Source organism: Sulfuricurvum sp. PD_MW2 (genome assembly GCF_002633015.1).
Taxonomy (GTDB): Bacteria; Campylobacterota; Campylobacteria; order Campylobacterales; family Sulfurimonadaceae; genus Sulfuricurvum.
Genome location: NZ_NSIU01000003.1, coordinates 82,326 through 107,252 on the forward strand (window position 1 = coordinate 82,326; position 24,927 = coordinate 107,252).

Consider the following 24,927-nt stretch of genomic DNA (forward strand, 5'->3'; position numbering starts at 1 on the left):
TTTATTTTATCGTAAAAACTCTTTAAGGGTGCCTTATCAAAAGTTCTTCCGCCCCTTTGGTATAATATCACCATGAAACAATTAGCAATAATCGGCTCCACAGCATCTGGAAAGAGTGATTTGGCTCTTAGACTCGCTGATGAATTTAATGCGCTTATTTTATCGATCGATTCGTTGAGTATTTACAAAGAGATCGATATAGCCTCTGCAAAACCTTCCAAGCAAGAACTCGGTCAAGTGGAGCACTTTGGAATCAATCGATTATCTCCTAACGAAACGGCGAATGTTTTTACCTTTATCGACGAATATCGTCGCATACACGCAGCCGCACTCGAAAACAGAAAAAACATTATCATTGTAGGTGGGAGCAGTTTTTATCTCAAAAGCATGATTGATGGCTTATCCAAAATCCCCGAATATTCCAAACTGACCCTCGAAACTGCCAAAGAGATGCTCAATGATTTGGATCAATGTTATCGCCTTTTAAGCACTATCGATCCCGAGAGTATGGAAAAAATCGCTCCCAATGATCGTTATCGGATTGAAAAGCTGCTGCTGATCTATCTTGAATCCTCCATCCCCCCCTCAAAATGGTTTGCAGCTCATCCTCCACAACCTATTATTACCGAGTGTCCCATCCTCAATCTCCATATCGATCGAGAACGCCTACGGGAGAAGATTGCACTTCGTACCCATACAATGATCACTATGGGGCTTATCGATGAAGTTGCAGAGTTGGAACGGCTTTATGGAAGGTCCCCAAACAGTATGAAAGCCATCGGGGTTATCGAAGTTTTAGATTATCTAGACGGAAAAACTACCAAAGATGAGATGACTCAACTCATCGCCACGCATACCGGACAACTTGCTAAACGGCAACAAACGTTTAACGCGCATCAATTCATAGTGGACAAAAGCGGTACGGCTGATGAACTCTATACGCATGCAAAGATGCTTCTAGAATAGCGCTAGAGCATCTTTAGCGAGTTTCCCCCATGCCGATTTCGGGTCAGCTTTAATACTGCCGTTAAAAGCATCTCTTGCCTCTTTTTTGTGTCCTAAACGCTGTTCTATCGCTCCGATGAGATACTGTTGACGAGAACGTTTTTCATTCGTCAATTTTTGCTTGTTCAATGACTTCAAGGTATTCAACGCATCCGCATCTTTGCCTACATTCTGATACGATTGTGCCAAGGTAAACTCTATAAACGGGCTTTGCGTATAAGTTTTTGTTCTCTCTTGCAGCGCCATTACTTTTCGCGCATAGTTTTGCGTCATCGCTTCATCTTTGCGTTTTAGTCCTAAACTCACCATCTGGTTATAGCGTTCAATATCTTTAAAATCATTTGCGTACACGGACTCAATCGACTTAATATGTCGAATCATTCCATCGTTATCATTAACACGCTGCGCTGCATCAAACATGATTCGATAGATATCATTTAACGGCGGATTTTTCTGAACTCCTAAAAGAGTTATCAGCTCATTTCCTCCTTTGATCGCATCCTTGTATTCACCCAATTCAAACTGTGTTTTGACTAAACGGTACAGCCATAATTCCCGCTCACCAATAGACGGCGCTCTAAGATGTCGTTGTGCAATCGCTTTTGCGACAGGATATTGCGTTGTTTTCAACGCACAGTTAAATAACGATTCATCCCATTCGACTAGCAATTTCACTTTGTACATTTTTTGAAGTTTCATCGCTTCGCTGCATTTACCCTCTTGGAGGTAATTTTTCGTCATACCGATTGCACTTTTCGCTATCAGAGTGGTAGTATCCGGATATTCATCCGAATTGAGGCGATAGAGTTCACTTTCAAGATCTAAAATTTCTTTGTATTTTTTCTCTTCCAATAAAAGCTGTGCTTTTTTATAAAGTGCTTTTTTTCCAACAGCATCGTTTCCGTAACGTTCGATCAAATCGTTATATTTTTTGATCGATTTGGTTGTATTGCGATCTCCCTCATCAAAAAAGAGTCCGTCTTTCGCATGGCGGATCTCTTCTACAAACTCTCCGTATTTAAATGTCTCCAGATATTCATTGAAACGTTTTAATGCTTCATTACGTTTTCCGGCCTTTGCAAGTTGAAGTCCAAGGTTTCGGAGCAAAATCTGATAGTCATCCGATTTTTTATCTGTCTTATTTAACAATGCTTCCGTAATACGCGCAGCTGTTTTAGGATCTTTACGGTCCACAAACGTATTGGCCATTGTAATCGCATCACTGCGCACTTCACTAAAATAATTAGGGTTGACACTCGCAATTTTATCGACGTATTCAGCCGCCTTTTTCAGATCTGTACCGCCGATAAGTTCCAATTTTGCGAGATTAAAGGCAGCTTTAGAAGCGATGGCAACATCCGAAGTGGAGTTAAGGGCTCTCTCATAAAAATTTCTCGCTTTTTTAGGATCACCGGTTGTTTCAGCTTGTTCGGCTTTGAAAATCATACCCATTGCTGCAAATGGGCTCTCTGCTTGCTCGTCAAAAAGGCGGTCAAAATAGTAATCCGCATCATTGATCTGACCCATTTTGCTATAAGCATTCGCCGTATAGGTGAGGACTTCCGCCACATTGCTGTCCCCGGAATATTCTCTCATAAATTTCTTCGACGTCGCGATCACTTTTTCGTAATCACCCAATTGATGATACGCCCGAATCTGATAGAGCATCAACTCATTTTTAAAAACGGTATTTGGATATTCTTTTAACGTATCTTGTGCTTTTTCCAAAACTTTGTCATATTTTTTTGCCGCATACGCTTTTTTCATATCCATATAATCGGTTACGTCTTGAACCCGTCGGATCTTTATCGGATTCCCTTTGAGATCCAGTCCGCCGACATAAGGAGGAGTATTTTTTACTACTTTGACCGGAAAATTGATCGCTGTATCGGAAGAGGATCCTTTATCGATTAACGGGAGTGAGTTTTTATATCCGACAACGCTCCAGTGAGCAGAACTCTTTACATCATTTTGATACGTTTGGCTCTCTTTGGTAAGATCAAAATTGATCGGAATGAGTTTCATTTTCCCTTTTGGAAGGACGGTTATAACATACCCTTTTGAAGACGAGGAAGCGCTGATTTTGAGTTGTTCGTTATCGATTGGAGAAAAACTTTGTTTCGGAGAAGTAGTAAACCGACAGTCAACCCGGCGGGTTTCACCGAACTCATCGATAGTGGGTTGACAAGAAAAAGGGGAAGAGTGTCTTAAATGAAATACACTAAATTTCTCTCCACCCTCTTTACCGCTTTGAATGGAGAGTTCTAAACCAAATAAGGGGAGGCATAAGGATACTATAATCCAAAATCGCAATATCTCCCCCTTGATTTCCTTTTAATAGCCGCTATTATACACGAATAGAGTAATAACTTTCAACAACGGATTGACGGCGAAAACGGCAAATATCGTTCCGACGGCTGCAATCCCGATGATCGTTTTAAGTGATAACGACGCATTCATAAAATAGTATTGATCGTATCCGACGATCGGCTCTTTCATGAACATAAACACGATCAATTTGAGATAATAATATCCTGCGATAGCAGAGTTGAGCGCCATAATAAGCGCTAGTACAGTATATCCTGATGATACAGCTGAACCGATCAAGTACATTTTACCCCAGAATAGACCAAACGGCGGGATCCCTGCGAGAGAAAGCATAAACAATCCCATCATCACGGCTGCCATTGGCATAGTTTTCACCATACCTGAAAATTTTTCATACGGATGGTCTGAACTTTGTCCGGCAATTAGATTTTTTTGACGGTTTACCCATAGCATTGTAAATGCTCCGAGGTTTGTAAAGCTAAACAATGCCCAATACAAGAATAACCCTGTATTCGATTGCGTTGTACCGATCAAAATAGCAGCCATAACAAAACCGGCATGACTGATAGAGCTGTATGCCAACATACGTTTAACATCACTTTGAACCAAAGCCCAAATATTCGATGCTGTCATTGTTACAACAACCCCGATATACAAAATGACTTGTAGCCATGCAACACCGCTATGGACCAAGAATTCAAATAAGCGCATCGCAACAACGAATGCCGCGATTTTAGGAACGATTGACATATATCCTGCAAGTGCCGCAGATGATCCCTCATACACATCCGGAGTCCATGTATGAAACGGAACCATTGAAAGTTTGAATCCGAATGCGGCAATCATAAATGCCATCGATAAAAGAACATAACCGATATTTCTATAATGATCTTCCGCCATGATGGTAGCGATTTGATTAATCTCAACCGAACCGCTGATTGCATACAAAATCATTGATCCGAATGCATAAAAACCGGCTGCCAAAGCTCCCATCGTAAAATATTTGACAGCTGCCTCAAATGATTTTGAACGGTTGTGCAATGCAATAAGGGTATACAACGCCAATGACGCCGTCTCAAGACCGATAAAAATCATGATAAGGTTATCGGTTGCAACCATAAATTGGAACCCTGCAATCATAAACATGAAAAGGGCAAAGTATTCCGGATAATCGTATTCATGGAACCGCTTAGAAGTAAGTGCCAATGGAATGAAAAGCATCGAACCTACAACAATAATGATCTGTGAAAGGATCGCAATACCGTCCATCAACATCACATCAAAAAATCCTAAGATCGTCCCGTTTTTGAGAAATACTCCCCCAAAATCGACCAATGCACCCAAATCGAGCAATAAAAACAAAAGAGCAATCATGACATAAAGCGATTTATGCAGACCCCCTTTTGCCAAGTCAATAATTAATATCGATAATGCACCGACGATCGCTATAAGCATCGGAGCCAGAGTCGCTATATTTAGCGATCCTAATGCAACATGTATAGGCTCTAACATTAGTTCGCCTCCTGCATAGTATTTGTTCCATTTTTACCTGACAAATCAGGGATACGAAGTTTTGCTTCTTCGCTTTGAGCTTTATCATGCATTAGTTGAATAACCGATTCAACACTGTTATTGATAGGCTCTAGAACCGGTTTTGGATAGACACCGAGCCAAATAGCAACGATAGTAAGCGGAATCAATCCGACAAGCTCTGTTTTATTGAGGTCTTTGAGGTTTTTATTCTCTTCATTCGTTACGTTACCGAAAAATGCTTTTTTATACGCGCTGAGCATATAGATTGCACCGACGATAATCGCCGTTCCGGCTGTCAACGTTAACATATGCGATTGTTTGTAAAAGCCAAGCAAGCTCAAAAATTCACCGACAAAGTTGATGGTCAGCGGCAAGCCGACAGATGCCATCATCATAATCCCAAAAATTGCCGCATAACGAGGCATAACTGATGCAAGTCCGCCAAACTCACTCATAAGTTTTGTATGACGACGATCATAAATCACTCCGACGAGTAAGAACAGCGCCCCTGAAACGACACCATGCGCTAACATCAAAAATACAGAACCGCTCACCCCTTCAACGTTCAAAGCAAACGTTCCGAGGATAATAACCCCCATGTGTGAGATCGAGCTGTACGCAACGACTTGTTTGATATCTTCTTGTGCATACGCTACCATCGCCGTGTAGACGATCATGATGATAGAAATAATAGCAATCGGCATCATAAAATATACGGACGCATCCGGGAATAACGGCAATGAAAAACGGACAAACGCGTACGTTCCCATTTTAAGCAAAATTGCCGCCAAAATAACCGAACCGATGGTCGGTGCTTGTCCGTGTGCGTACGGAAGCCATGTATGAAACGGAAACATCGGTACTTTAATCGCGAATCCAAGGAAAAATGCGACAAATAACCACAATTGGAAATTCTCAGGAAGAATCAGACGATACCACTCTAAGATTGAGAAACTCCACTGACCTGTTGCTTGGTAATAAAAATACGCCATGAAAAGCATACCGACCAACATCACCAACGATCCCGTAAAGGTATACAAGAAAAATTTGACCGATGCGTAAATACGAAGCGGTCCACCCCATGCTCCGATGATATAAAGCATTGGTACCAATGAGAGTTCCCAAAATACGTAGAACACAATCGCATCCAACGCTGCAAAAACACCTACCATCGTCATTTCAAGGAATAACAATGTAATGATCAAATCTTTGATACGGCGCTTTTCAGTCAATGACGCAATACCGATCAACGTAAAGAATGTCGATAGGATGATAATAAAGAGTGAAATACCATCAACCCCAAGGAGATAATTAACCCCAAACGCCGGAATCAACGGAGCCGATTCCATAAACTGCATACCTGAAACCATTGGATCATACGCATACCATAACCACAATGAGAGAAGAAACTCGATCCCTGCAACCGCAATACCGTATGCGCGCATACTGTCTTTGGTAACGACAAATCCGAGCATTGCCGCCAATGCAGGGAAGAAAATTAAAAGTGTTAAAATATGATCTATCATCATTACTCCTTAAGCGCCGACAGCGTTGTAACCAACGGTAAAGGCCACGGCAAGAATCGAAAGAACGACCAAGCCGACAACCATCCAACGAAGCATTGTTGAAAGGTTCCCGTTTTGGATATCACGCGTATTCTCTCCCGTTTTATAAATCCCGTTTGCAATAGCATCAACCGTTGCATCGACAATTTTAAGATCGATCTGTTTCCATGCAATGCGTGAAAGCTCCGCATACGGTTTAGCGAAAATTTCTTCGTACATTTTAGGGATGTAGTATTGGTTCCACAACAATTTGTAAAAGAAACTTCTTTCCATTGCGGATGATCCATCCGGCACATTGCTCCAGTTAGCGTATTTTTTGTACGCGAACAAAATCGCAGCAATAACAAAAAGCTGCGTGCCGATTGTCATGATCCAATAGGTTGTTTGATCATGTACATGGTACTGCGTTGCTGGAAGCAAGTTCATAACCAATTGGAAATAGGTCATTTTGAATGAGCCGGCGATAATCGCCAATACCAACAACGGTGACATCGCGACAAGCATAAATTTGTACGCTTCATGCGGATGGATACCAAAAAGTTTATAACGCTCTTCTCCATGGAAAATAAGCGCTACAAGGCGGAATGAATAAAATGCTGTAAGACCGGCTGTCAACAACAATACGGTATAAATAACATAATGATGTTCTACAAACCCTACTTCCAAAATCAAATCTTTTGAGAAGAATCCGGCAAACGGATAGATACCTGCCAACGCAACCGATGCAAGAGTCATCATAACAAATGTCCCTTTCATCACTTTGCGCAATCCCCCCATCTTGAACGGATCGAGTTCATCGTGCATCGCGTGCATAACGTTACCCGCACCCAAGAACAAGAGTGCTTTAAAGAATGCGTGTGCCATCAGGTGGAACAATGCTACCCAATACGCTCCCAAACCGGCAGCAACGAACATGTAACCAAGCTGTGAAAGGGTAGAGTACGCAATAATACGTTTCATATCACGGTTTACTAATGCCATAGATGCCGCAAAAAGAGCGACGAATGCACCAAGGCTTGCGATGAAGATACCGACATTCGGGATCAGATCATAAATCGCATTGGAACGAACTACTAAATAAACCCCTGCAGTAACCATCGTCGCAGCGTGGATCAATGCAGAAACCGGAGTCGGACCTTCCATTGCATCCGCAAGCCAAGTATGAAGTGGAAACTGTGCCGATTTACCCATCGCCCCGATAAAGAGGAAAATTCCGATCCACGTAATAATCACAGGTTGAAGGTTACCGATCTCAGCAAATACGACATCATATTGAAGTGATCCGACATTCCAGTAGATCAAGAAAATACCGATCAACATACCAAGGTCAGCGATACGGTTCATGATAAATGCTTCATTAGCTGCCCACGTTGCCGATTCTTTGTGATACCAGAATCCGATAAGACCCCATGAACACAAACCGACCCCTTCCCATCCGATGAAAAGACCGGCGAAGTTATCGCTCATAACCAAAACCATCATCGAGAACACGAATGCTGAGAGCCATGCGAAGAAACGGTTAAACCCTTTATCATGATCCATGTATCCGATTGAATATACATGAACAACGGTGGAGACGATAGTAACAACCATCATCATCACGACGCTCACTTGATCAACGACAAAACCAAACGGGATATACAAATCACCCGTTGCCATCCATGTCATCATCTCGACATGTACTGTATGTCCGCTCATCACGTATGTAAGCAAAATCGCACTGCTCAAAAAGGATGTAAATAACAATCCCGATGCGACAATACCGACCTGTTGCGATTTAGGCGATCCGCTAAAAAGCGCTGAATAAAGCGATCCTACCAGCGGAGCAAACAGCGCAATATATAAATAAAGTTCCATACCCTATCCTCGCATTGAATTCATTTGATCTAAATCGATCTTACCGGTACGTTTGTACCATACGATGAGAAGCCCAAGTCCGATTGCTACTTCCGATGCGGCAATCGCGATAATAAAAAAGGCAAACATTTGCCCGCTCAAGTCGCCGATATAATGAGAAATTGCTGCAAAAGCAATATTCGTTGCATTCAATAAAATCTCTGTTGCGAAAAAGAGCATCAAAAGGTTCTTACGGCGCATTACACCGATCAAACCGATTACAAATAATACACTTGCTAGCACAAGATAATGGGTCAGTGTAATTGCCATCAGTGTCCTCCTGCTTCTGGTTCAAAACCTTCGTCCAAACCATCAATCTCTTCTTCTTTCATCAATGTCAACGATTTGTCCATTTTCTTACCGGCCAAAACGATCCCTCCGATCATTGCAACAAGTAACATTACGGCTGCAAGTTCAAACGGAACCAAATATTTGGTGAATAACACCATACCGACGGCTTGTGAATTTCCAACGTTTTCTTGGATCGGATAAAGCGCTTGAATATTGTTAGAGACGATAGGAGCTACGAAAATCGCAACAACCATAACGGCTGCCAATACGCCTAAAACAAAAACGATACGCGGGTTCGTCCGTTTTTCAACAACATTACGTGTTGTATCGAAAAACATCATCCCAAAAGCGTACAATGCCATAACCGCACCGGTATAGACGATAATTTGGATTGCACCCAAAAAGTCGGCACCCAATATAAAGAAAAATGCCGAGATAAAAATCATCCCTGCCGCCATTGCGGTAATCGCATATAGCGCTTGACTCGTCATAACGGTGATAGTAAACATCACGATCGTGAGAGCCGCAAATAGATAAAAAGCAATTGCTTCAAACATTCCTACTCCTTAATATGCCAACGGGGTCTTTTTGACCGACTCGTCGCTTCCTGGGATGATGGCACCGAAGCCCGGATACTCGGCTTGCTGCCCTGCTTTTAACATATCAAGCGGTGTAAGCATGTCATCTTTGATGACGAAATGTGCACGCTGTTCCGATGCATTTTCATAACGCTGTCCATGAACAATCGCAAGTTCCGGACATACCTCTGCACAATAACCGCAGAAAATACAGCGCCCAAGATTGATGCTGTATTCGGTTACCTCTTTACGGCTGTTCTCGTCGATGCGTGTGTCCATTCGGATACAATCGGAGATGCAGATTTTTTCGCACAATCCGCATCCGATACAACGCTCATACCCCGATTCCCATAAGCGTAAAAGCTTATGTACGGCACGGTAACGCGGTCCGATCGGGAGCTTTTCCATTGGGTATTGGACTGTATGGATGTCAAACTTGATCATCTCTCTCATAACAACCCATAGTCCGACAAAAAGTTCACCGCTAAACGTACGTTTAACCACTTGTTTAAATTTATCCCATCCCGTGGTTGGATAGTTTTCTATATCGACGTAATAATACGCCGATGATTCATTTACATTACGGTCCGTAAATACTTCTTCATGGTGCATAATCCAACCTCCTTAGAACATCATCACGATACCGGTGGCAACAACGTTGAGCACCGCGATCGGCATTAAAACTTTCCAACACAACCACATCAACTGGTCAGGTCGAATATCCGGCCAGGCAGCACGTGTCCAGAGGAAAAAGAAAAAGAAAAAAGACACTTTCAACAAGAGCTGAACCGCACCCGCGATCGTACCGTCACCGAAGCCACCCAAAAAGACGATGGAAATGACAAACGAGATAAAGAACATATTCGCGTATTCACCGATGAAAAACATCCCCCAACGCATACCTGAATACTCCGTCCCAAAACCGTCAATAATCTCGTGATCGTTTGCAACGAGGTGAAACGGTGTACGCCCTGTTTCCGCAAATGCCGCAATCCAGAACAATACGAACGCAACCGGTTGTGACCATACGATCCAATGGGTTATTCCGCCTGCTTGATAGTTATTGATATCGATCAAGGATAATGATCCCACCATCATGAGCGGTGCCAATAATGCAAGACCCGTAATAACTTCATACGAAATAAAAATTGCCGCACTACGTGCCGCAGAGATCAATGACCATTTATTTGCTGATGCCATCCCCCCAAGGAGTGGTCCATACAATCCGATTGCCATAATTCCAAGAACGTACAAAATACCGACATTGATATCCGCAACGATCGGATGAACGGTATAGCCGAACGCCGTAAATTGCGGCCAGAACGGAATCGCTGCTGATGCCATAAAAGCCGTTGCTGCAGTGATAACCGGTGCAATTTTAAAGATCGGTTTAACAACATTTTGGGGAACGATATCCTCTTTGGTAAAAAGTTTGATCCCATCGGCAGCTACTTGAAGCAATCCGTATGGTCCTACGTGCATAGGCCCAAGACGGCGTTGCATGAACGCCAATACTTTACGCTCAAAATAGGTCCCAAGACCCGCAAGCGCTGAGAAGATTAACAAGATTACAACGATTTTTGCAATCGTCTCGATAATGAATGCTACATCCATGCTTTACACCTTTTGAATTGATACACTGGCAAAACGGTAACCGTCAAACAGTGCTTCAGAATTAATCTCAGTATCAAATGTCGGAAGATACGCTATATCTCCCTCAATTTTACCGTCTTTGATAACCGCCACATTCATTTCACCTCGAGAGGTTTTAACGTTAACACGGTCTCCTTCGCTCCAGCCTGACGCTTCCATTGCAGAGGCAGATACGTACAATCCGCCTTTGCTCTGAAGTTGATGTGCACGTGCGGTAAACGGAGAAAATTGAAGTACCGGATTAGCCAAATAGACCACTTTTTCGTTCATCGCTTTAGCAGCATCGAATGTCTTAACACTCTCATCGCCACTTGTAGCAACATCTTGAATATCGAGCATATAACCGCGAACCTCTTCACCCGCATTGGTGTAATGATTTGGAAGTGCATCAAAATCAAGCGCTTTAAATCCTGCACTACGAGGAAGCTGAGCGGTATACTCAACCGTATATTTTGCATTCATTCCAAGTGCGTTGGCAATATCATTCAAGACATATCCGCCATACGGCAATGCCGCATTGGTTGGATTAACCTGCTTGTCAATCCCGGTAAATGTCCCCTCTTGTTGATTCAATGATGGCATATCCAAATCGCCCTCGCCGAGTGCGCTAAGGGTGAAATTACCTACGGTGTTATACCCAATAGTATAGTTTCCGCATTCTGCGTCAAGATCACAAATCATTGCTACACCGAGTGTGTTAGAGAGATTTGGAATCATCGTCACGTTAAACGATGTGTATTTTTCGATCAAAGCAACCAAACGGGCACAATTTGCCGAATTCGGGTGAGTATAGAGATCCGGACCGACCATCAATGCGAAGCTCTCTTTTTTCGCCAAATATTTGGTTAATGTATCGGCGAAACCAGCCGGCGCATTCAAAAGGGCAAAAAGGGCATTGTCATCTACTTCAACCTCTTTCGAGATTTTTTTCTTGATGGTTTTCGTAACCTCTTCGCTCACCTCTTCTTCGACGCCGGTCTCTTCGTTGAGCACTTTTTTCACAACTGTTTCGGTCACTTTTTCATCAACGCTCTCTTCAACAGTCACGGTTTTTGACGAATGGAAGGTTGCAAGGTACTCAACTACCGATGCAGGCATGTGATCTTTATCTCCGAAAAGATCGAGCAATAAATAAAGTGCAGCCTCTTCCATCATCGGTGCATGGTTGAACTGAGTGATATTTTTGGACATCCCCTCAACGACCGGATCGTTGATCGGGTGGAAATAAAGTCCTGCTCCTTTGTTCATCGAGAGGGCATTATTCATTGCAAAACGGGCATTCGGGTTATCGGTTTTGAGTGCACTTCCGATTGAGACGACAAAATCCGCTGCATGAACCGCTTTAAGATCTCCGCTGTACAGTGACTTTCCGCTGATTGCACTGTAATCACTCAAGAACGTTTTGAATGCCAATGCTTCATTGTTTACCAAACGATAACCGAATTTATCTTTCAGACGTTGAAGGATCAATGCCTCTTCATTGGTAATCGTCGAGGTGAATTTGATCGTATCGGCTTTTTTGAATGCATCCAGCGCTTTAATAAATGCTGCAGCATCTTTACTCACATTGCGATTTTCAAAATCATATCCGTAACGCCCCGCACCACAAAGAGAGACATAATTCCATTCGTTTTTAACACGATAAATTTTTGGCTCCGTATCAACAATACTGGTGTGCTTGATGTCGTAACTGATTTGGCATCCCGCTGAACAATGGGCACACGTAGCCGGGATTTGTTTGTGTTCCCATGCATTTGAGGTGTATTGGTAATCACTGCTGACAAGAGCCCCTACCGGACAAACCGCGCTACATTCTCCACAGTTTGTACAATCAAGTTTGTCTCCGGCGTTCGGCGCAATAAGCGATTTATTGAGCTTATTCCACATTGCATAGGCATCTTTCGGCATTGTCTCTTTGAATGTTGCCTCAATCGCGTCACTTCCGCGTGCTACGGTAGAGAGTGCAGCGTCTCCGATCATATCTTTACAAACCGTAATACAACGCTCACACATGATACACAATGCAGGGTCATAGTGAATCAATCCCCAATCTTGTGCCGGTTTATGGGTATCTTTGATCGAATACGTTTGTGAATCAACTCCCACTTCAAGAGTGTAATTTTGAAGTTCACATTCACCTGATTGATCACATACACCACACTCTAATGGATGGTTGACATCGTAAACTTCCATAATGGCACGACGCTCTGCAAGAATGTTAGGAGTGGTTGTCGTAATATCCATCCCCTCTTTTGCTTTAGCATTACACGCGTAAACCTGTTTTCCGTCCGCTTCCACCAGACAGATACGGCATGCCAAAGTTGGCGAACAACGTGTCAAATAACAAATAGCCGGAATAAAGATACCATTCGCACGTGCCGCATTGAGGATGTATTCACCCTCTTGCGTTTTAATAGCACGACCGTCTATGGTAATCGTGATTTCATTCATGATTCACTCCCTACCCTCATAATTTTCACCTTTTCAAAACGGTATTGTTCATTTAAGCCGCCAAATCCGACATCATATGTCGGAACCAGAGCAATCGTCCCTTTTAACGTGGAATCGAGTTTAAAAATCCGTTCTTGAGTGCTTTGAGGAAATTCAAGGCGAATTTTATCACCATCGCTAATTTTTGCGGCAGCTGCAAATTGAGCTGAACCACTCAATACTGCCTCTTTTTCAAGCTGTTGAGCTTGAGCGGTATAACTGTTGAATTGATTGATCGGATTACAGCGATAGACAACCGTTCCGTTAAATTCCGGCAAATCATCAATTTCGTCTAATACACCGTTTGCTTCGACATCGCAGTTTTCCAACAAGTACCCTCGATTATCTTCTCCAAGAGTACTAAAGAAATTGCCGAGTTCATCGAATTCCATACCGTTGAACCCTTTTTCTTTCGGAAGCTTAGCCGTATAATCAATCGTATTTTCTGCAACTACGCCAAGTGAGGAAGCGATCTCGTTCAACGTATATCCCTCAAACGAAACTGCAACGTTTGTCGGCAATACCTGATAGTTAAGGCTAACAAACGTCCCTTCTTGTTGATTAAGCGCCGGGAGTTTGAACATGGTATCGCTGAGTGAACCCATTGTATAATCACCTGCTGCGTTGTACCCGATGACATTGCCACCGCCGTTATCAACATCCAAATCACAGATCAATGATACGCCTACGGTATTTATACTCGTCGGAACTACTACCACCGAAAACTCGCTATAGGTTTCGATCATGGCACACAAACGGGCGATATTGGCTGCACGTTTATGGGTTAATACATCGCTGCCGATCACAAGAGTTTTGCGTTTTGTGCGAACGAATGTTTTTGCAATGCGTGCCAATTCTTCATCTCCGACATTCGATTCGGCGCACAAATACCCCTCATCAAGATTATCAAAATAGCGTTGATTTTCATCACTCAAGTCTGAACCGCTGAGAAGTGTTTTAGCAAGCATTGCGACAACACCCTCTTCCGTGCCCACTTCGTATTTTACAAACTGCGTTACCACATTTTGCAAAAGATCATCTTCCATCGGATGCATATAGACCACTTTTGCACCGTTATGACGAGCTGCAGTAGTCATAGCATAACGGAGAACCGGATTATCACTCGATACACGTCCGCCAATAACAATAATGCCATCGCTTTGTCGTAACGCGTCGATGCTTCCGCCAAAACCGCTTTTGCCGCTAATAGAGCTAAACGCGTTCATAAAATTCTGATACGTTCTGGCTTCTTCGTTGTAGAGTTTGAGTCCCAATTTCTCTTTGAGCAATTGAAGAATCATTGCCTCTTCATTGGTAATCAATGAGCTAAATCGGAGTCCATCAGCATTTTTGATTGCTTCTAAAACCTTAGCAAATTCTGCTTCGTCTTTTGATCCCTCTATTGCGAAATCAAACCCAAAGCGTCCTGCTCCACACAATGTCGTGTGTTCAAAATCATTCGTAACACGATAAATTTTCTCTTTGGCACCGAGTGAATTGGAAGTATGACGCACTTCGTACATCAATGAACATCCTGCCGAACAATGAGCACACGTTGCCGGAATTTTAGTAAGTTCCCAAGCATTTGCACTGTATTGAAACTGCGAACTGACCAATGCTCCAACCGGACATACCGCGATACACTCTCCACAGAACGTACAATCAAGCGTTTCGCTGTTTTTCGGAATCACAGACGATTTGTATCCACCGAATTGAAGTTCAATCGCATCATCTCCGATAATCTCATTACAGACATGGACACATTTTTCGCACAAAATACACAAAGAGGGATCATAATTGATCAATCCCCAGTGCTCAATCTTGCGATGTTGATCTTTTGCGCTGAAGTGTTGTGCCGAAACACCGAATTCCAAAGTTTTATTTTGTAAATCACATGCTCCGGATTTGTCACATACACCGCATTCTAACGGATGATTGACATCATAAAGACGCATGATATTGGTGCGCTCCGCTTTCAATCTATCCGACTCAATCGTTACGGCAAGTCCTTCCGTCGGAGGGGTTTGACAGCTGAGAATCAGACCATCAGTTTTGTCGGTTTCAACGACACACAATCGGCACGATGCACACGGAGTTGTTTTTTCCAAATAACACATGGTCGGAATATAAAACCCTGCTTTTCGCGCCGCTTGAAGGATAGTTTCCCCTTTGAGAGCGGTGACATTTTGACCGTTAATCGTAAAATTAATCATCCATCCCTCCTTAGTGCGCGATCATCGCGATATAGTAACAACGCATACAGCGCTCTGCTTCTGAGAGCGCCTCTTCTTGCGTAAAGCCGTATTTGACTTCTCGGTTATTGTCGCGCCGCTCATCCACGGTGAGTACCTCACTGTGTTGACGCGGCAATCCAGGAAGCCACCCTTGTATTTTCTCTTTTTTATTATAGACTTTGAATTTACGGAGATGATCTTCCATAATCTCTTCATCGGTTAGTTTAATTTCGTCGTTCACGACATAACGGCTGATAACCGATGCCGCACGTTTGGCTTGTCCGACTGCATTGACGATCGTCATCGGGCCGTATTCACAATCCCCCGCCGCAAAGATCCCTTTGCGTGAAGTCATATAGTCTTTCCCGTTGGTTTTGATCGTTGCCCATGAGGTACGTTCGATCTCCCACTCTTCCGGAAGAAGTTTTAAATCAGCACTTTGAGAAACGGCTGGAATAAGGTAATCACACTCCATCTCAAAGCTTGCTCCTTCGATTTTCTCCAACGTCGGACGTCCGCCGTTTGGATCAGGGACGAGCTCAAAACGATCCACTACAAGCGATTTAAGGACATCGTTCTCATCTTTCATCGCCGCAACCGCCGAGTGAAAAATAAATTCAACACCCTCTTCAACCGCTTCGTGGTACTCTTCATACGTCGTATTTTTAATAATCGTCGCTTCATCACGTCGATAGAGCATCACCACTTTTTTGGCGTTAGCACGGATCGCACAACGGACAACGTCCATCGAGGTAAATCCTCCCCCGACACACACGAGCGTTTTACCGGTTAAATCGACAAAGTCTGTCGGCAGCATATGACGTTTTTGATCGGCTTCTGGAACCATGATGTCGTATTTGACTTGGAGATTGACTTTATCCAAAAAGTCGATTGCTCCCCAATACCCCTGAATCTCGGCGCGTTCATTGTCACAATAGACTTTTTTCGAGATACGAGTACCCGTCGCCACCAACGTCGCGTCATACTCATTCTCGAACTGACGCATCATATCAGCGGTCACTTTGGTATTGGTGATAAAATTCACCCCCAAAGAGCGAACCGCTTCTATGTCTTGGTTGTATTTATCAATCGGCATACGGTATTCAGGAACACCGACCGCAACCTCACCGCCGAGAACCGGAAGCTCTTCGTAAACATCAACGTCAATACCGTCCAAGGCTAAATAGTACGCACCCGTCAATCCCGCAGGCCCGGCACCGATAATCGCCACTTTTTTCCCGATGGAAGGTTTTTTCTCACTCGGATGGAAAAATCCGAAACCGTGATCAGTTTCATAATCGGCACCGAGACGTTTGAGTTCCATAATCGAAATCGGCTCATCGAGATTCGTACGGCGGCACTCTGTCTCACACGGATGAGGACAAACACGTCCGCACGTATGCGCTAACGGCATTGTTTGACGCGTCGCCATCAATGAATCATCAAAACGCAAATCGCGAACACCTTCGATATATGCCGGAATATCGACGTGTGCAGGACAAGCATCCATACACGGAGCAGTGATTTTAGCGATATAGCTGGTATCTTCCAAATGGTAGTGTTTGGACGCTTTTTGGTTCTCGATACACGCCATAAACTCCGACTCAAAATGAGTCATAAGGTCCAATAGCGGATTGGGAACCGTTTTGCCGATTTCGCATTTAGAGGTCTCTTGCATCGTGCGAGACACCTCTTTAAGGTGCTCCATATCCGATACAGATCCCTCTCCGCGAGCGATTTTGTCAAGCAAGTCGTACAAAATACGTCCGCCCCATCGCCCCGGTGCACATCGTCCGCACGCTTCAGAATAAACCTGATACTGCGCCGCATACTCGGTTGCGAGACGAACGACGTCTACATCCGGGTTAAATAAAGCGACACCGTCCCATCCGATAAACGCTTTGGATGATGCGTGCTCGTTATATTCCAACGGAAGGTTGTAAGCAGAGTTTTCCCAACTATCTTCATTCTTGCCGATGTTGTTGATCTGCTCGCCCCGCCATGTGGAGAAATAGACTTTACTCACAAGGTTTCCTTATTTCTTGACCACAATGGTCCAGTCAGCTTCGTTGAATTTCAACGAGTTCATGAGTTCACACCCAAGATCTTTAACCAAATCTGCCGATTGTTGTACCGGAGTAAAATCACCGATCTCAAATAAGAAAATCAATACTTCGCCGTTCACCGCTTCGTTTTTGATAATCTCGGACATGCGGCCTGCAAAATTTTCTTTTAAATGACGTAAATCGTAACGTTTCACTGCATGCTCCTTTTAGCGGTCTACTTCACCGAAGACGATATTGGTCGTCCCGATGATCGATACAACGTCCGGAATATAGTGACCCGGCAATAAGTCGGTCAAAATTCCAGTATGCCAGAATGACGGCGCACGTAGTTTAAGACGGTACGGATACGCACCCCCTTGGCTGTTGATGTAGTAACCGAGTTCCCCTTTCGGTGATTCAGTCGCTACGTAGACTTCTCCCACTGGAGGACGCATACCTTGTGTCACAAGGACAAAGTGTTGCATCAACGAGTAGTTTTGAGTCATGATATCAATTTTCGGAGCTGAAATATATTGCGGCGCATGTGCCATCAACTCCGGCGTCGTATCGGCGTACATATCGAGTACTTGGTACAAGATTTTTGCCGATTCGCGCATCTCTGCCATGTAAAGTTTATAGCGAGCGTAGTTGTCCCCTTTGTCCGAAACCGGAACACTGAACTCTACTTCGTCATAAAGTTCATATGGCTCTTCTTTACGGATATCCCACTCGACGCCCGACGCACGGAGCATTACCCCTGAACAACCCCAGCTCAAAGCCATCTCTTTTGAGATAACCCCGACGTTTTCCATACGCATTTTCCAAATACGGTTAGAGTCCAAAAGGTCTTCGTAATCTTTGATATTTTCCGGCAGTTTATCGAGGAATTTACGCAAATCCGCGATGAAGTTATCCGGTAAATCGAGCGGAACTCCACCGATACGAACGGCAGCGTGAGTCAAACGGGCACCGCAGTAATCTTCGATCAAATCCATTAAATATTCGCGTTCACGGAATGCGAACAAGAAGACCGTCATCGCACCGATATCAAGTGCGGTGGTCGCCAACCAAAATAGGTGCGACATCAAACGGTTCGTTTCAAGAAGCATCATACGGATCACTTTAGCACGACGCGGTACTTCAAGACCAATCAATTTCTCTACCGCAAGAGCAAAGCCGTAGTTGTTTGAACTCGATGCGATATAGTCCATACGATCCGTCGTCGGCATGAACTCGTTATAGATCATATTCTCCGCCATCTTTTCCATACCCCGGTGGAGATACCCGATATCCGGATGTGCTTTAGTGATCTGTTCTTGTTGCAAATGAAGCATCAAACGCAACTGTCCGTGCGCCGATGGATGCTGCGGACCGAAGTTGAGAATCAGTTCATTGTCATCACGATCAAAGGTGATGTTTTCAAAAAAAGGTCGTAATCTATTGGCTTGTTGCATACTGTAATTCCTTAACGATCGCGATCAGAGATCACAACGCTTTTTTCTGCGTCAAATTTTTGAATCATGAATACACCCTCAGACTCTTGATATACAAGAGGTGTATCCGGTTCACCCTGGCTGATATCGGCACCGCGAGGTACTTCGTGACCCAAACGGGCGAAACGTTCGGTGTCATAACGATCCACGCGTGCAGAATCACGGTTTTCAGGCCCGATAATGTCACGTGCCTCTTTTCCGAAAATACGATCAACTTCATACCATTGCGCAAACTCATCCCCTTGGAGCGGATAGCTTTTACGAAGCGGGAATCCTTCCCAGTCATCCGGCATCAAAATACGTTTCATGTACGGATGATTGTTGATGACCACACCAAACATATCGTACATTTCACGCTCCGACCAATCAGCCGAACGGAAGAGTTTTTCAACACTTTGAATCGACTCTTTTTCACTAATTTTACATTTTACACGGATACGTTTGCGTTTGCTCATGCTGAGCATTTGATAGAAAATTTCAAATTTTCCTTCAGATGAGAGCCAATCGATTGCCGAGAGTTCAGAGAGCTGATTGTACTCAAGTTCATTTTTGAGCAATTCAATCACGCCGTAGTTGTCGTGAGCATTGATCACAACCACCATTTGTCCTACTTGGATGTAGGCATCCAAAACCTCAAACTTTGATTTGATCGCTTCAAGGTCGCTTGCAAATACTGCATCCTCGGAAACATCAGTTTTTGCTACTTGAGGAGCAACCCAATAACGGTCGGTGTAATAGGGTTTTTTCTGTACATCGTCTTTAGGGGTGTAAGATCTCATTACATCAGCCTTTTTGGTTTTTGAGCACGTGATGCGCTCTCACGTCGAATTTTTTGTTGAAGCAGCAATACCGCATATTGCAATGTTTCAGGACGTGGAGCACATCCTGGAAGATACAAATCAACAGGGATGACACGATCCACACCTTGAACCGTCGCATACGTGTTAAACATACCACCGGTATTCGCACAAGAGCCCATTGAGATAACCCATTTTGGCTCAGTCATTTGATCGTACAAACGACGAATAAACTCAGCATGTTTTTTGGTCAGTGTACCCGCAACAACCATGAGTTCTGCCTGACGCGGTGAAGCACGGAAAATAGTTCCGAAACGGTCAAAATCGTAACGTGATGCACCCGATGCCATCATCTCAATACCACAACACGCCAATCCATACGTCAGTGCCCAAAGGGAGTTTGAACGACCCCAATTGACCACTTTGTCGATTGTCGTCAATGCGACGGGAAGCCCGCCGTCTTTCAGATAATTTACTTGATGTTGTGCCATTCGAGCGCCCCTTTCTTCCAAGCGTAAACAAAACCGATAGCGAGTAGCAAGATGAACATCATCATCTCAGCAAAACCGAACCAACCGAGCAATTTAAAATCGATTGCCCATGGAAACATGAAAACAATCTCGACATCAAACAATAAAAACAGTAATGCGAAGAGATAAAACTGTGTCGAAATACGGTTAGGTTGTTTCGTCACTTCCGGTCCACACTCGTAAACCGTCAACTTTATCTTTTCAGTATCTTTGGCCGCCAATGCCCGACTGGCAAGGCGTGCAATCACGGTAGTCGCGTAAAACGCGCCAAACGTTAACACAAACAGTACAAATACCCCAAAATAGGGATTTGCTACGTTGTAATGCTCCATAGTTCCGACCTTTTTATGGTTGATGGCATATCCCGCAGTTGAGCAAAGCTCCCCTACGATCTACGTTTTTAATAAAAACAGTTGTTGCACTATAACAAAAAGAGAATTAAACGAACCCTTATACACCCAATTTTTTTATTGCAATGTCACGATAAGAAACATATCATTTTTCATTTTTAGATCTTAATGTTAAAATTCGTAACACATACAATGGAAGATTATTATATTCGTATCAAATCGGAACAAGTACTAAGCAATTATGGGGATTTAACTGGTGGGAAGCAGCACAAAATGTGCTACTTTGGGAAGCAATTTAGTGTTTTTCTTGAAGCATTCGGTCTAATGTATTAAAAACACTGTCGCTCGCGTGCTCCATCTCTTCAAAGATTTTAACAAAACGATCCGATCCGATCTCATCGGTTTTCATCAAATCGAAAATTTTATGGGTCGAGTTATGAACAATCGAGTGCGGAGATTCGAGAGAAGAGTAGCTTGGTGTTTTCTTGAAAAAATCAGCCCCTTCACCCTCATAATACCATTTACCTAAACGGCAGTTATGGTGATCGACAAATGCAAACTGCTCTTTTTTCGTGATTGCTGAAAGATAAGTATTCACTTTCCAAATGACATGATCGAGTTTGGCCAAACTCATAAATACACGTTCTGCGGTATGTTCCGTTTGAGTAAATGTCACACGCATCATTTGGGCATTATGTTCCATATTGTCATTAAAGCTGCTGATCGATTCATTGGATTCGTGTATGTTCTCTTGAACTTGTTCGAATTTTTCACCGATTGTCGTAACGTCTTGCTTCATCGATTGCAGCGATATATTGATTTCACTGATCGCTTTATCGGTACGGTCGGCAAGTTTGCGCACTTCATCCGCAACGACGGCAAAGCCCCGCCCATGCTCACCGGCACGCGCTGCTTCGATAGCTGCATTCAATGCCAAAAGATTGGTTTGATCTGAGATATCTTTGATCAATACTAAAATACTTGCGACATCTTGGGCACGATCAGAGAGTGCTTTGACCGTATCCATCGACTCTAATGCCAAACCGTTCAACCCCTCTAACGTACTCGAAATACCCGATGCTCTTTGTCCGAGTTCGACGATGTTTCCAAGTAATTCATTGGATTTGATAATATTTTCTTTTGATGAAGAAACCGATGATGCCATATTCCCCTGAATATCCACCAAATTTTTCTTCAATTGTTCATTTTGATATTTCATCATGATGGAAGCATTCACGAAATGTTCGTGATCTGATTCTTGAGCACTTTGCGATTCGTACTCATACACTTTTTGGGATAATTCCCGATTTTGATCTCGAAGTTCCCTGTTCTCTTTTTGAAGAGCTGCAATTTCCTCTTTTAATGCGGTATCATCACTAAACCAACCCATATTACGCTCCGTTTTTAGCTTCTCGCGGAGATTATACCAGTCGTTTGTCGCAAAACTATTTCATTTGTTAATTTTTAGTTATTTTGAGATATTTTTTTGATATTAATGGTTCAAGAAGCCTACGGATTTTTCATTCTCAAAACTTCCCGAACGCTCCTTTTGGATTTCGGCAATAAAATCATCAAGTCTAAAAACGCCCTCTTTTCGCGCTGCAACGTTATACGCGGTATTTTTGATGATCAAATTGATTTGACCTCCGGTGAGCGTATACGAGGCTAATTTTTCAACATCAAATCCGTTTTCAAACGGTGCATTTTTCGGAAGCATCATTTTCCACAACATTAGACGCTGCTTTTGGTCCGGTTTTTTGAACTCAATTTTGTAATTAAACCGGCGCGAAAACGCCTGATCGATATTTTCGAGCAGATTGGTCGTTGCGATCAAGATCCCCTGAAATTTTTCGATCTGCTCCAAAAAGATATTTTGCATCTGATTGTGCATCTGATCCGCAGACGAACCGATCCCTGATGAGCGGGAAGATAAGAATTGATCGGCTTCATTCAAAAGCAAAATCGGCTCTGTTTTTGTCTGATGGGTCAAATCGGCATAGGTATCGAAAATTTTACGAACATTTTTTTCCGATTCACCCACGTACATTGAGAGGATCTTCGAACAGTCAAAACTGAGTATCTGCCGTTTCAAAGAGCGTGCCAATGAGTGTGCTGTCAATGTTTTTCCAGTCCCCGGAGGGCCGTAAAAAATGATTCGTGCATCGATCCCCGCTTTTTTATCTTTCACCCCCCATTCATGAAGACGTGCGATCACTTCACGATCCAGCTGACGCATCAAATTTGAGAGAGTTTGTTCAGTCGAAGGGTTGAGTACTACGTTTTCAAGCGATGTTGTCGGTTCGATCAATTCAAAAATTTCCTGCTCTTTGATGAGCATATCGAGTTTGAGTTTGCGTACTTTTTTCTTTTTCTGCGGGTGCATAATCGATTGCAATACTTCATCAACGATATAGAAAGCACGGCTGATACCCCCAAACGGATTGAGCATCTCCTCATAGTCGATTACTTCATCACTGATGAGTCGTGAGCCGTCTTCAAGAAGAGCGCGGTTTTTGATCCGCTCATAATCATCGAAACTGATCAAATCGATGAGGGTATTCATCTCACGCAGATTTCCCTCGGTCGCGCTGTACTCCTCTTTGAGAAGTGCCAAAAAGATCACCTGCTCTTTTGGTTCAAGCTTTTTTTGTTTGAAAAAGCGATCGAGCACCACATCGAGTGAGGTTTGGGCAATCCGCTCATCGATACGTTTTTCGAGGAGATCGAGTTTGTTTTGGATACGGTTGATTCCAAGGGAGTGCTCATTGCCGTTATGGCGGATAATCGACATTTTTTGGTACAGCTCAATACGAAAAAACTGATCTTGGAGGTACTCCAAATGATCGGCGTAGGGTTTGATATCCGGAAGCGTCATCTCCAATGACCCCTCTTCGAGGAGCTTCATAAAAATTGAGGTCAATGCCACCGGTGTATTGTAAAGCTCCAAATGGGATAACTCACTGATTTTGAGAGGGGTAAAAGAGTGGTGAGTGATCCATCCCAATTCCAAAAGGGTTTTGACCTCACCGAAATGTTCCAAATAGGTATAATCATCCGCACCATACAACTCTTGTAGGAGTTCGGCGACGATAACGTCTTCTTGAGATTGCAAAAATTTTCGGGTCAGAAGCTGTAAAATTTTCGCTTCCTCTACCGTACATTTAAGCTGCGAAAAAATACCCGTTTTTTCAATCGTTTTGTTTTCTAAAAAATCAACTAAAAATTTCAATGCTGTCCTTGTGTGAATCCGTTTTGTATTTTATCTCGTAGGAGAGATTCTATCCTTAAATAGACTGGAATGAATAGAGTAATTCAATCTCCTGAGCCCATATCGCCTCATCGATCGTTTCCAATACCAATGGGATATTGTCCATCCTCGGATCGTTCATAATGAAGCCGAAAGCATCGAGACCAATTTTACCTTTTCCAATCGAATCGTGTCGATCGACGTGACTGCCAAGATCAGGTTTAGAATCGTTGATATGCATTCCACGCAAATAATTGAATCCTACAATCCTCTCAAATTCCGACCATGTTGCATCATAGGCCTCTCGGGTTCGAATATCGTATCCTGCAGTGAACATATGACACGTATCGATACAAACACCTACTCGTGATTTATCCTCAATTCGCTCGATGATCGCGGCTAGCTGTTCAAACGAATATCCCAGATTGCTTCCCTGTCCTGCAGTATTCTCTATCACCAATGTAACTCCCTCGGTGACACTCAGCGCTTCGTTCATGCTCATCGCGATCCGATCGATGCACTCCTCTTCGCTGATCTGTTTGAGGTGACTCCCCGGATGAAAATTGAGCCGATCAAGCCCAAGCTGCATACAGCGACGTGTTTCATCGATAAACGCTTCGAGCGATTTTTGCCGTTTGTCCTCTTCAGGGTGTCCGAGATTGATCAGATACGAATCGTGCGGCAGCACGTGACATGGCAAAATACCGCTTTTGACAAGATTGTCTTTAAAAAGTCCGATGGTCTCATCATCCAGTGGCTTCGCTGCCCATTGTTTTTGGTTTTTCGTAAAAAGGGCAAACGCCTTTGCCCCGATCGCCATTGCATTAAGCGGGGCATTAAAAACACCCCCCGACGCCGAAACGTGAGCACCGACAAATTTAGCCATGTATAT

20 protein-coding genes are annotated in these 24,927 nt (G+C 43.4%); 1 reads left to right on the forward strand and 19 read right to left on the reverse strand.

Annotated elements, in window-relative coordinates; all coding sequences use genetic code 11:
- Window positions 1-72: 72 nt before the first annotated feature.
- Window positions 73-966, forward strand: coding sequence for a tRNA (adenosine(37)-N6)-dimethylallyltransferase MiaA (miaA, locus tag CJD30_RS02970; protein WP_294916156.1), 894 nt, complete (start codon window positions 73-75; stop codon window positions 964-966).
- On the opposite strand, the gene CJD30_RS02975 is transcribed toward miaA, so the two are convergent.
- The 19 genes from CJD30_RS02975 to nfo all read right to left on the reverse strand — a co-directional run bounded on the left by CJD30_RS02975 (window position 958) and on the right by nfo (window position 24,921).
- Window positions 958-3,318, reverse strand: a complete 2,361-nt coding sequence (locus CJD30_RS02975) for a tetratricopeptide repeat protein (RefSeq protein WP_294916158.1) — start codon at window positions 3,316-3,318, stop codon at window positions 958-960. The genes miaA and CJD30_RS02975 overlap by 9 nt on opposite strands.
- Before the next feature lie 21 nt (window positions 3,319-3,339).
- The gene (nuoN, locus tag CJD30_RS02980; RefSeq protein WP_294916159.1) at window positions 3,340-4,845 is read right to left on the reverse strand and encodes an NADH-quinone oxidoreductase subunit NuoN; all 1,506 of its coding nucleotides are present in this window, start codon (window positions 4,843-4,845) and stop codon (window positions 3,340-3,342) included.
- Window positions 4,845-6,392, reverse strand: coding sequence for an NADH-quinone oxidoreductase subunit M (locus CJD30_RS02985; RefSeq protein WP_294916161.1), 1,548 nt, complete (start codon window positions 6,390-6,392; stop codon window positions 4,845-4,847). The genes nuoN and CJD30_RS02985 overlap by 1 nt, the downstream gene beginning before the upstream one ends.
- A 9-nt stretch (window positions 6,393-6,401) precedes the next feature.
- The gene (gene nuoL, locus CJD30_RS02990) at window positions 6,402-8,288 is read right to left on the reverse strand and encodes an NADH-quinone oxidoreductase subunit L (RefSeq protein WP_294916163.1); all 1,887 of its coding nucleotides are present in this window, start codon (window positions 8,286-8,288) and stop codon (window positions 6,402-6,404) included.
- A 3-nt stretch (window positions 8,289-8,291) separates the two neighbouring features.
- The gene (gene nuoK / locus CJD30_RS02995; protein ID WP_294916165.1) at window positions 8,292-8,597 is read right to left on the reverse strand and encodes an NADH-quinone oxidoreductase subunit NuoK; all 306 of its coding nucleotides are present in this window, start codon (window positions 8,595-8,597) and stop codon (window positions 8,292-8,294) included.
- Window positions 8,597-9,175 (reverse strand): NADH-quinone oxidoreductase subunit J, encoded by a 579-nt coding sequence (locus CJD30_RS03000; protein WP_294916167.1) that lies wholly within the window; start codon window positions 9,173-9,175, stop codon window positions 8,597-8,599. Before CJD30_RS03000 ends, nuoK begins: the two co-directional genes overlap by 1 nt.
- A 9-nt stretch (window positions 9,176-9,184) precedes the next feature.
- A complete protein-coding gene (nuoI, locus tag CJD30_RS03005; protein ID WP_294916169.1) occupies window positions 9,185-9,808 on the reverse strand; it encodes an NADH-quinone oxidoreductase subunit NuoI in 624 nt (207 codons plus the stop codon).
- A gap of 12 nt (window positions 9,809-9,820) precedes the next feature.
- Entirely contained in the window at window positions 9,821-10,810 is a 990-nt protein-coding gene (gene nuoH, locus CJD30_RS03010; protein WP_294916171.1) for an NADH-quinone oxidoreductase subunit NuoH, read from the reverse strand.
- A gap of 3 nt (window positions 10,811-10,813) precedes the next feature.
- Window positions 10,814-13,300, reverse strand: coding sequence for an NADH-quinone oxidoreductase subunit G (locus CJD30_RS03015; RefSeq protein WP_294916173.1), 2,487 nt, complete (start codon window positions 13,298-13,300; stop codon window positions 10,814-10,816).
- Entirely contained in the window at window positions 13,297-15,552 is a 2,256-nt protein-coding gene (locus CJD30_RS03020) for a 2Fe-2S iron-sulfur cluster-binding protein (protein ID WP_294916175.1), read from the reverse strand. Before CJD30_RS03020 ends, CJD30_RS03015 begins: the two co-directional genes overlap by 4 nt.
- Before the next feature lie 10 nt (window positions 15,553-15,562).
- Complete coding sequence (locus CJD30_RS03025; RefSeq protein WP_294916177.1) at window positions 15,563-17,599, reverse strand: FAD-dependent oxidoreductase; 2,037 nt, start codon at window positions 17,597-17,599, stop codon at window positions 15,563-15,565.
- A gap of 9 nt (window positions 17,600-17,608) precedes the next feature.
- The gene (locus CJD30_RS03030) at window positions 17,609-17,833 is read right to left on the reverse strand and encodes an NADH-ubiquinone oxidoreductase subunit E family protein (protein ID WP_294916179.1); all 225 of its coding nucleotides are present in this window, start codon (window positions 17,831-17,833) and stop codon (window positions 17,609-17,611) included.
- Between the two features lie 12 nt (window positions 17,834-17,845).
- Window positions 17,846-19,072 carry an NADH dehydrogenase (quinone) subunit D gene (gene nuoD / locus CJD30_RS03035; RefSeq protein ID WP_294916181.1) on the reverse strand — a complete coding sequence of 409 codons (1,227 nt, stop codon included), beginning with the start codon at window positions 19,070-19,072 and terminating at the stop codon, window positions 17,846-17,848.
- An 11-nt stretch (window positions 19,073-19,083) separates the two neighbouring features.
- Window positions 19,084-19,890: an NADH-quinone oxidoreductase subunit C gene (locus CJD30_RS03040; protein WP_294916183.1), complete on the reverse strand. Its 807-nt coding sequence runs from the start codon at window positions 19,888-19,890 to the stop codon at window positions 19,084-19,086.
- Window positions 19,890-20,399 carry an NADH-quinone oxidoreductase subunit B family protein gene (locus tag CJD30_RS03045; protein WP_013459129.1) on the reverse strand — a complete coding sequence of 170 codons (510 nt, stop codon included), beginning with the start codon at window positions 20,397-20,399 and terminating at the stop codon, window positions 19,890-19,892. Before CJD30_RS03045 ends, CJD30_RS03040 begins: the two co-directional genes overlap by 1 nt.
- On the reverse strand, window positions 20,381-20,770 hold the full coding sequence (locus CJD30_RS03050) for an NAD(P)H-quinone oxidoreductase subunit 3 (protein ID WP_294916185.1): 390 nt from the start codon (window positions 20,768-20,770) through the stop codon (window positions 20,381-20,383). The genes CJD30_RS03045 and CJD30_RS03050 overlap by 19 nt, the downstream gene beginning before the upstream one ends.
- 313 nt (window positions 20,771-21,083) lie before the next feature.
- Window positions 21,084-22,178, reverse strand: a complete 1,095-nt coding sequence (locus CJD30_RS03055) for a methyl-accepting chemotaxis protein (protein WP_294916187.1) — start codon at window positions 22,176-22,178, stop codon at window positions 21,084-21,086.
- A 102-nt stretch (window positions 22,179-22,280) separates the two neighbouring features.
- Window positions 22,281-24,017, reverse strand: coding sequence for an AAA family ATPase (locus tag CJD30_RS03060; RefSeq protein ID WP_294916189.1), 1,737 nt, complete (start codon window positions 24,015-24,017; stop codon window positions 22,281-22,283).
- A 55-nt stretch (window positions 24,018-24,072) separates the two neighbouring features.
- Window positions 24,073-24,921 carry a deoxyribonuclease IV gene (gene nfo / locus CJD30_RS03065; protein WP_294916191.1) on the reverse strand — a complete coding sequence of 283 codons (849 nt, stop codon included), beginning with the start codon at window positions 24,919-24,921 and terminating at the stop codon, window positions 24,073-24,075.
- Window positions 24,922-24,927 lie beyond the last annotated feature (6 nt).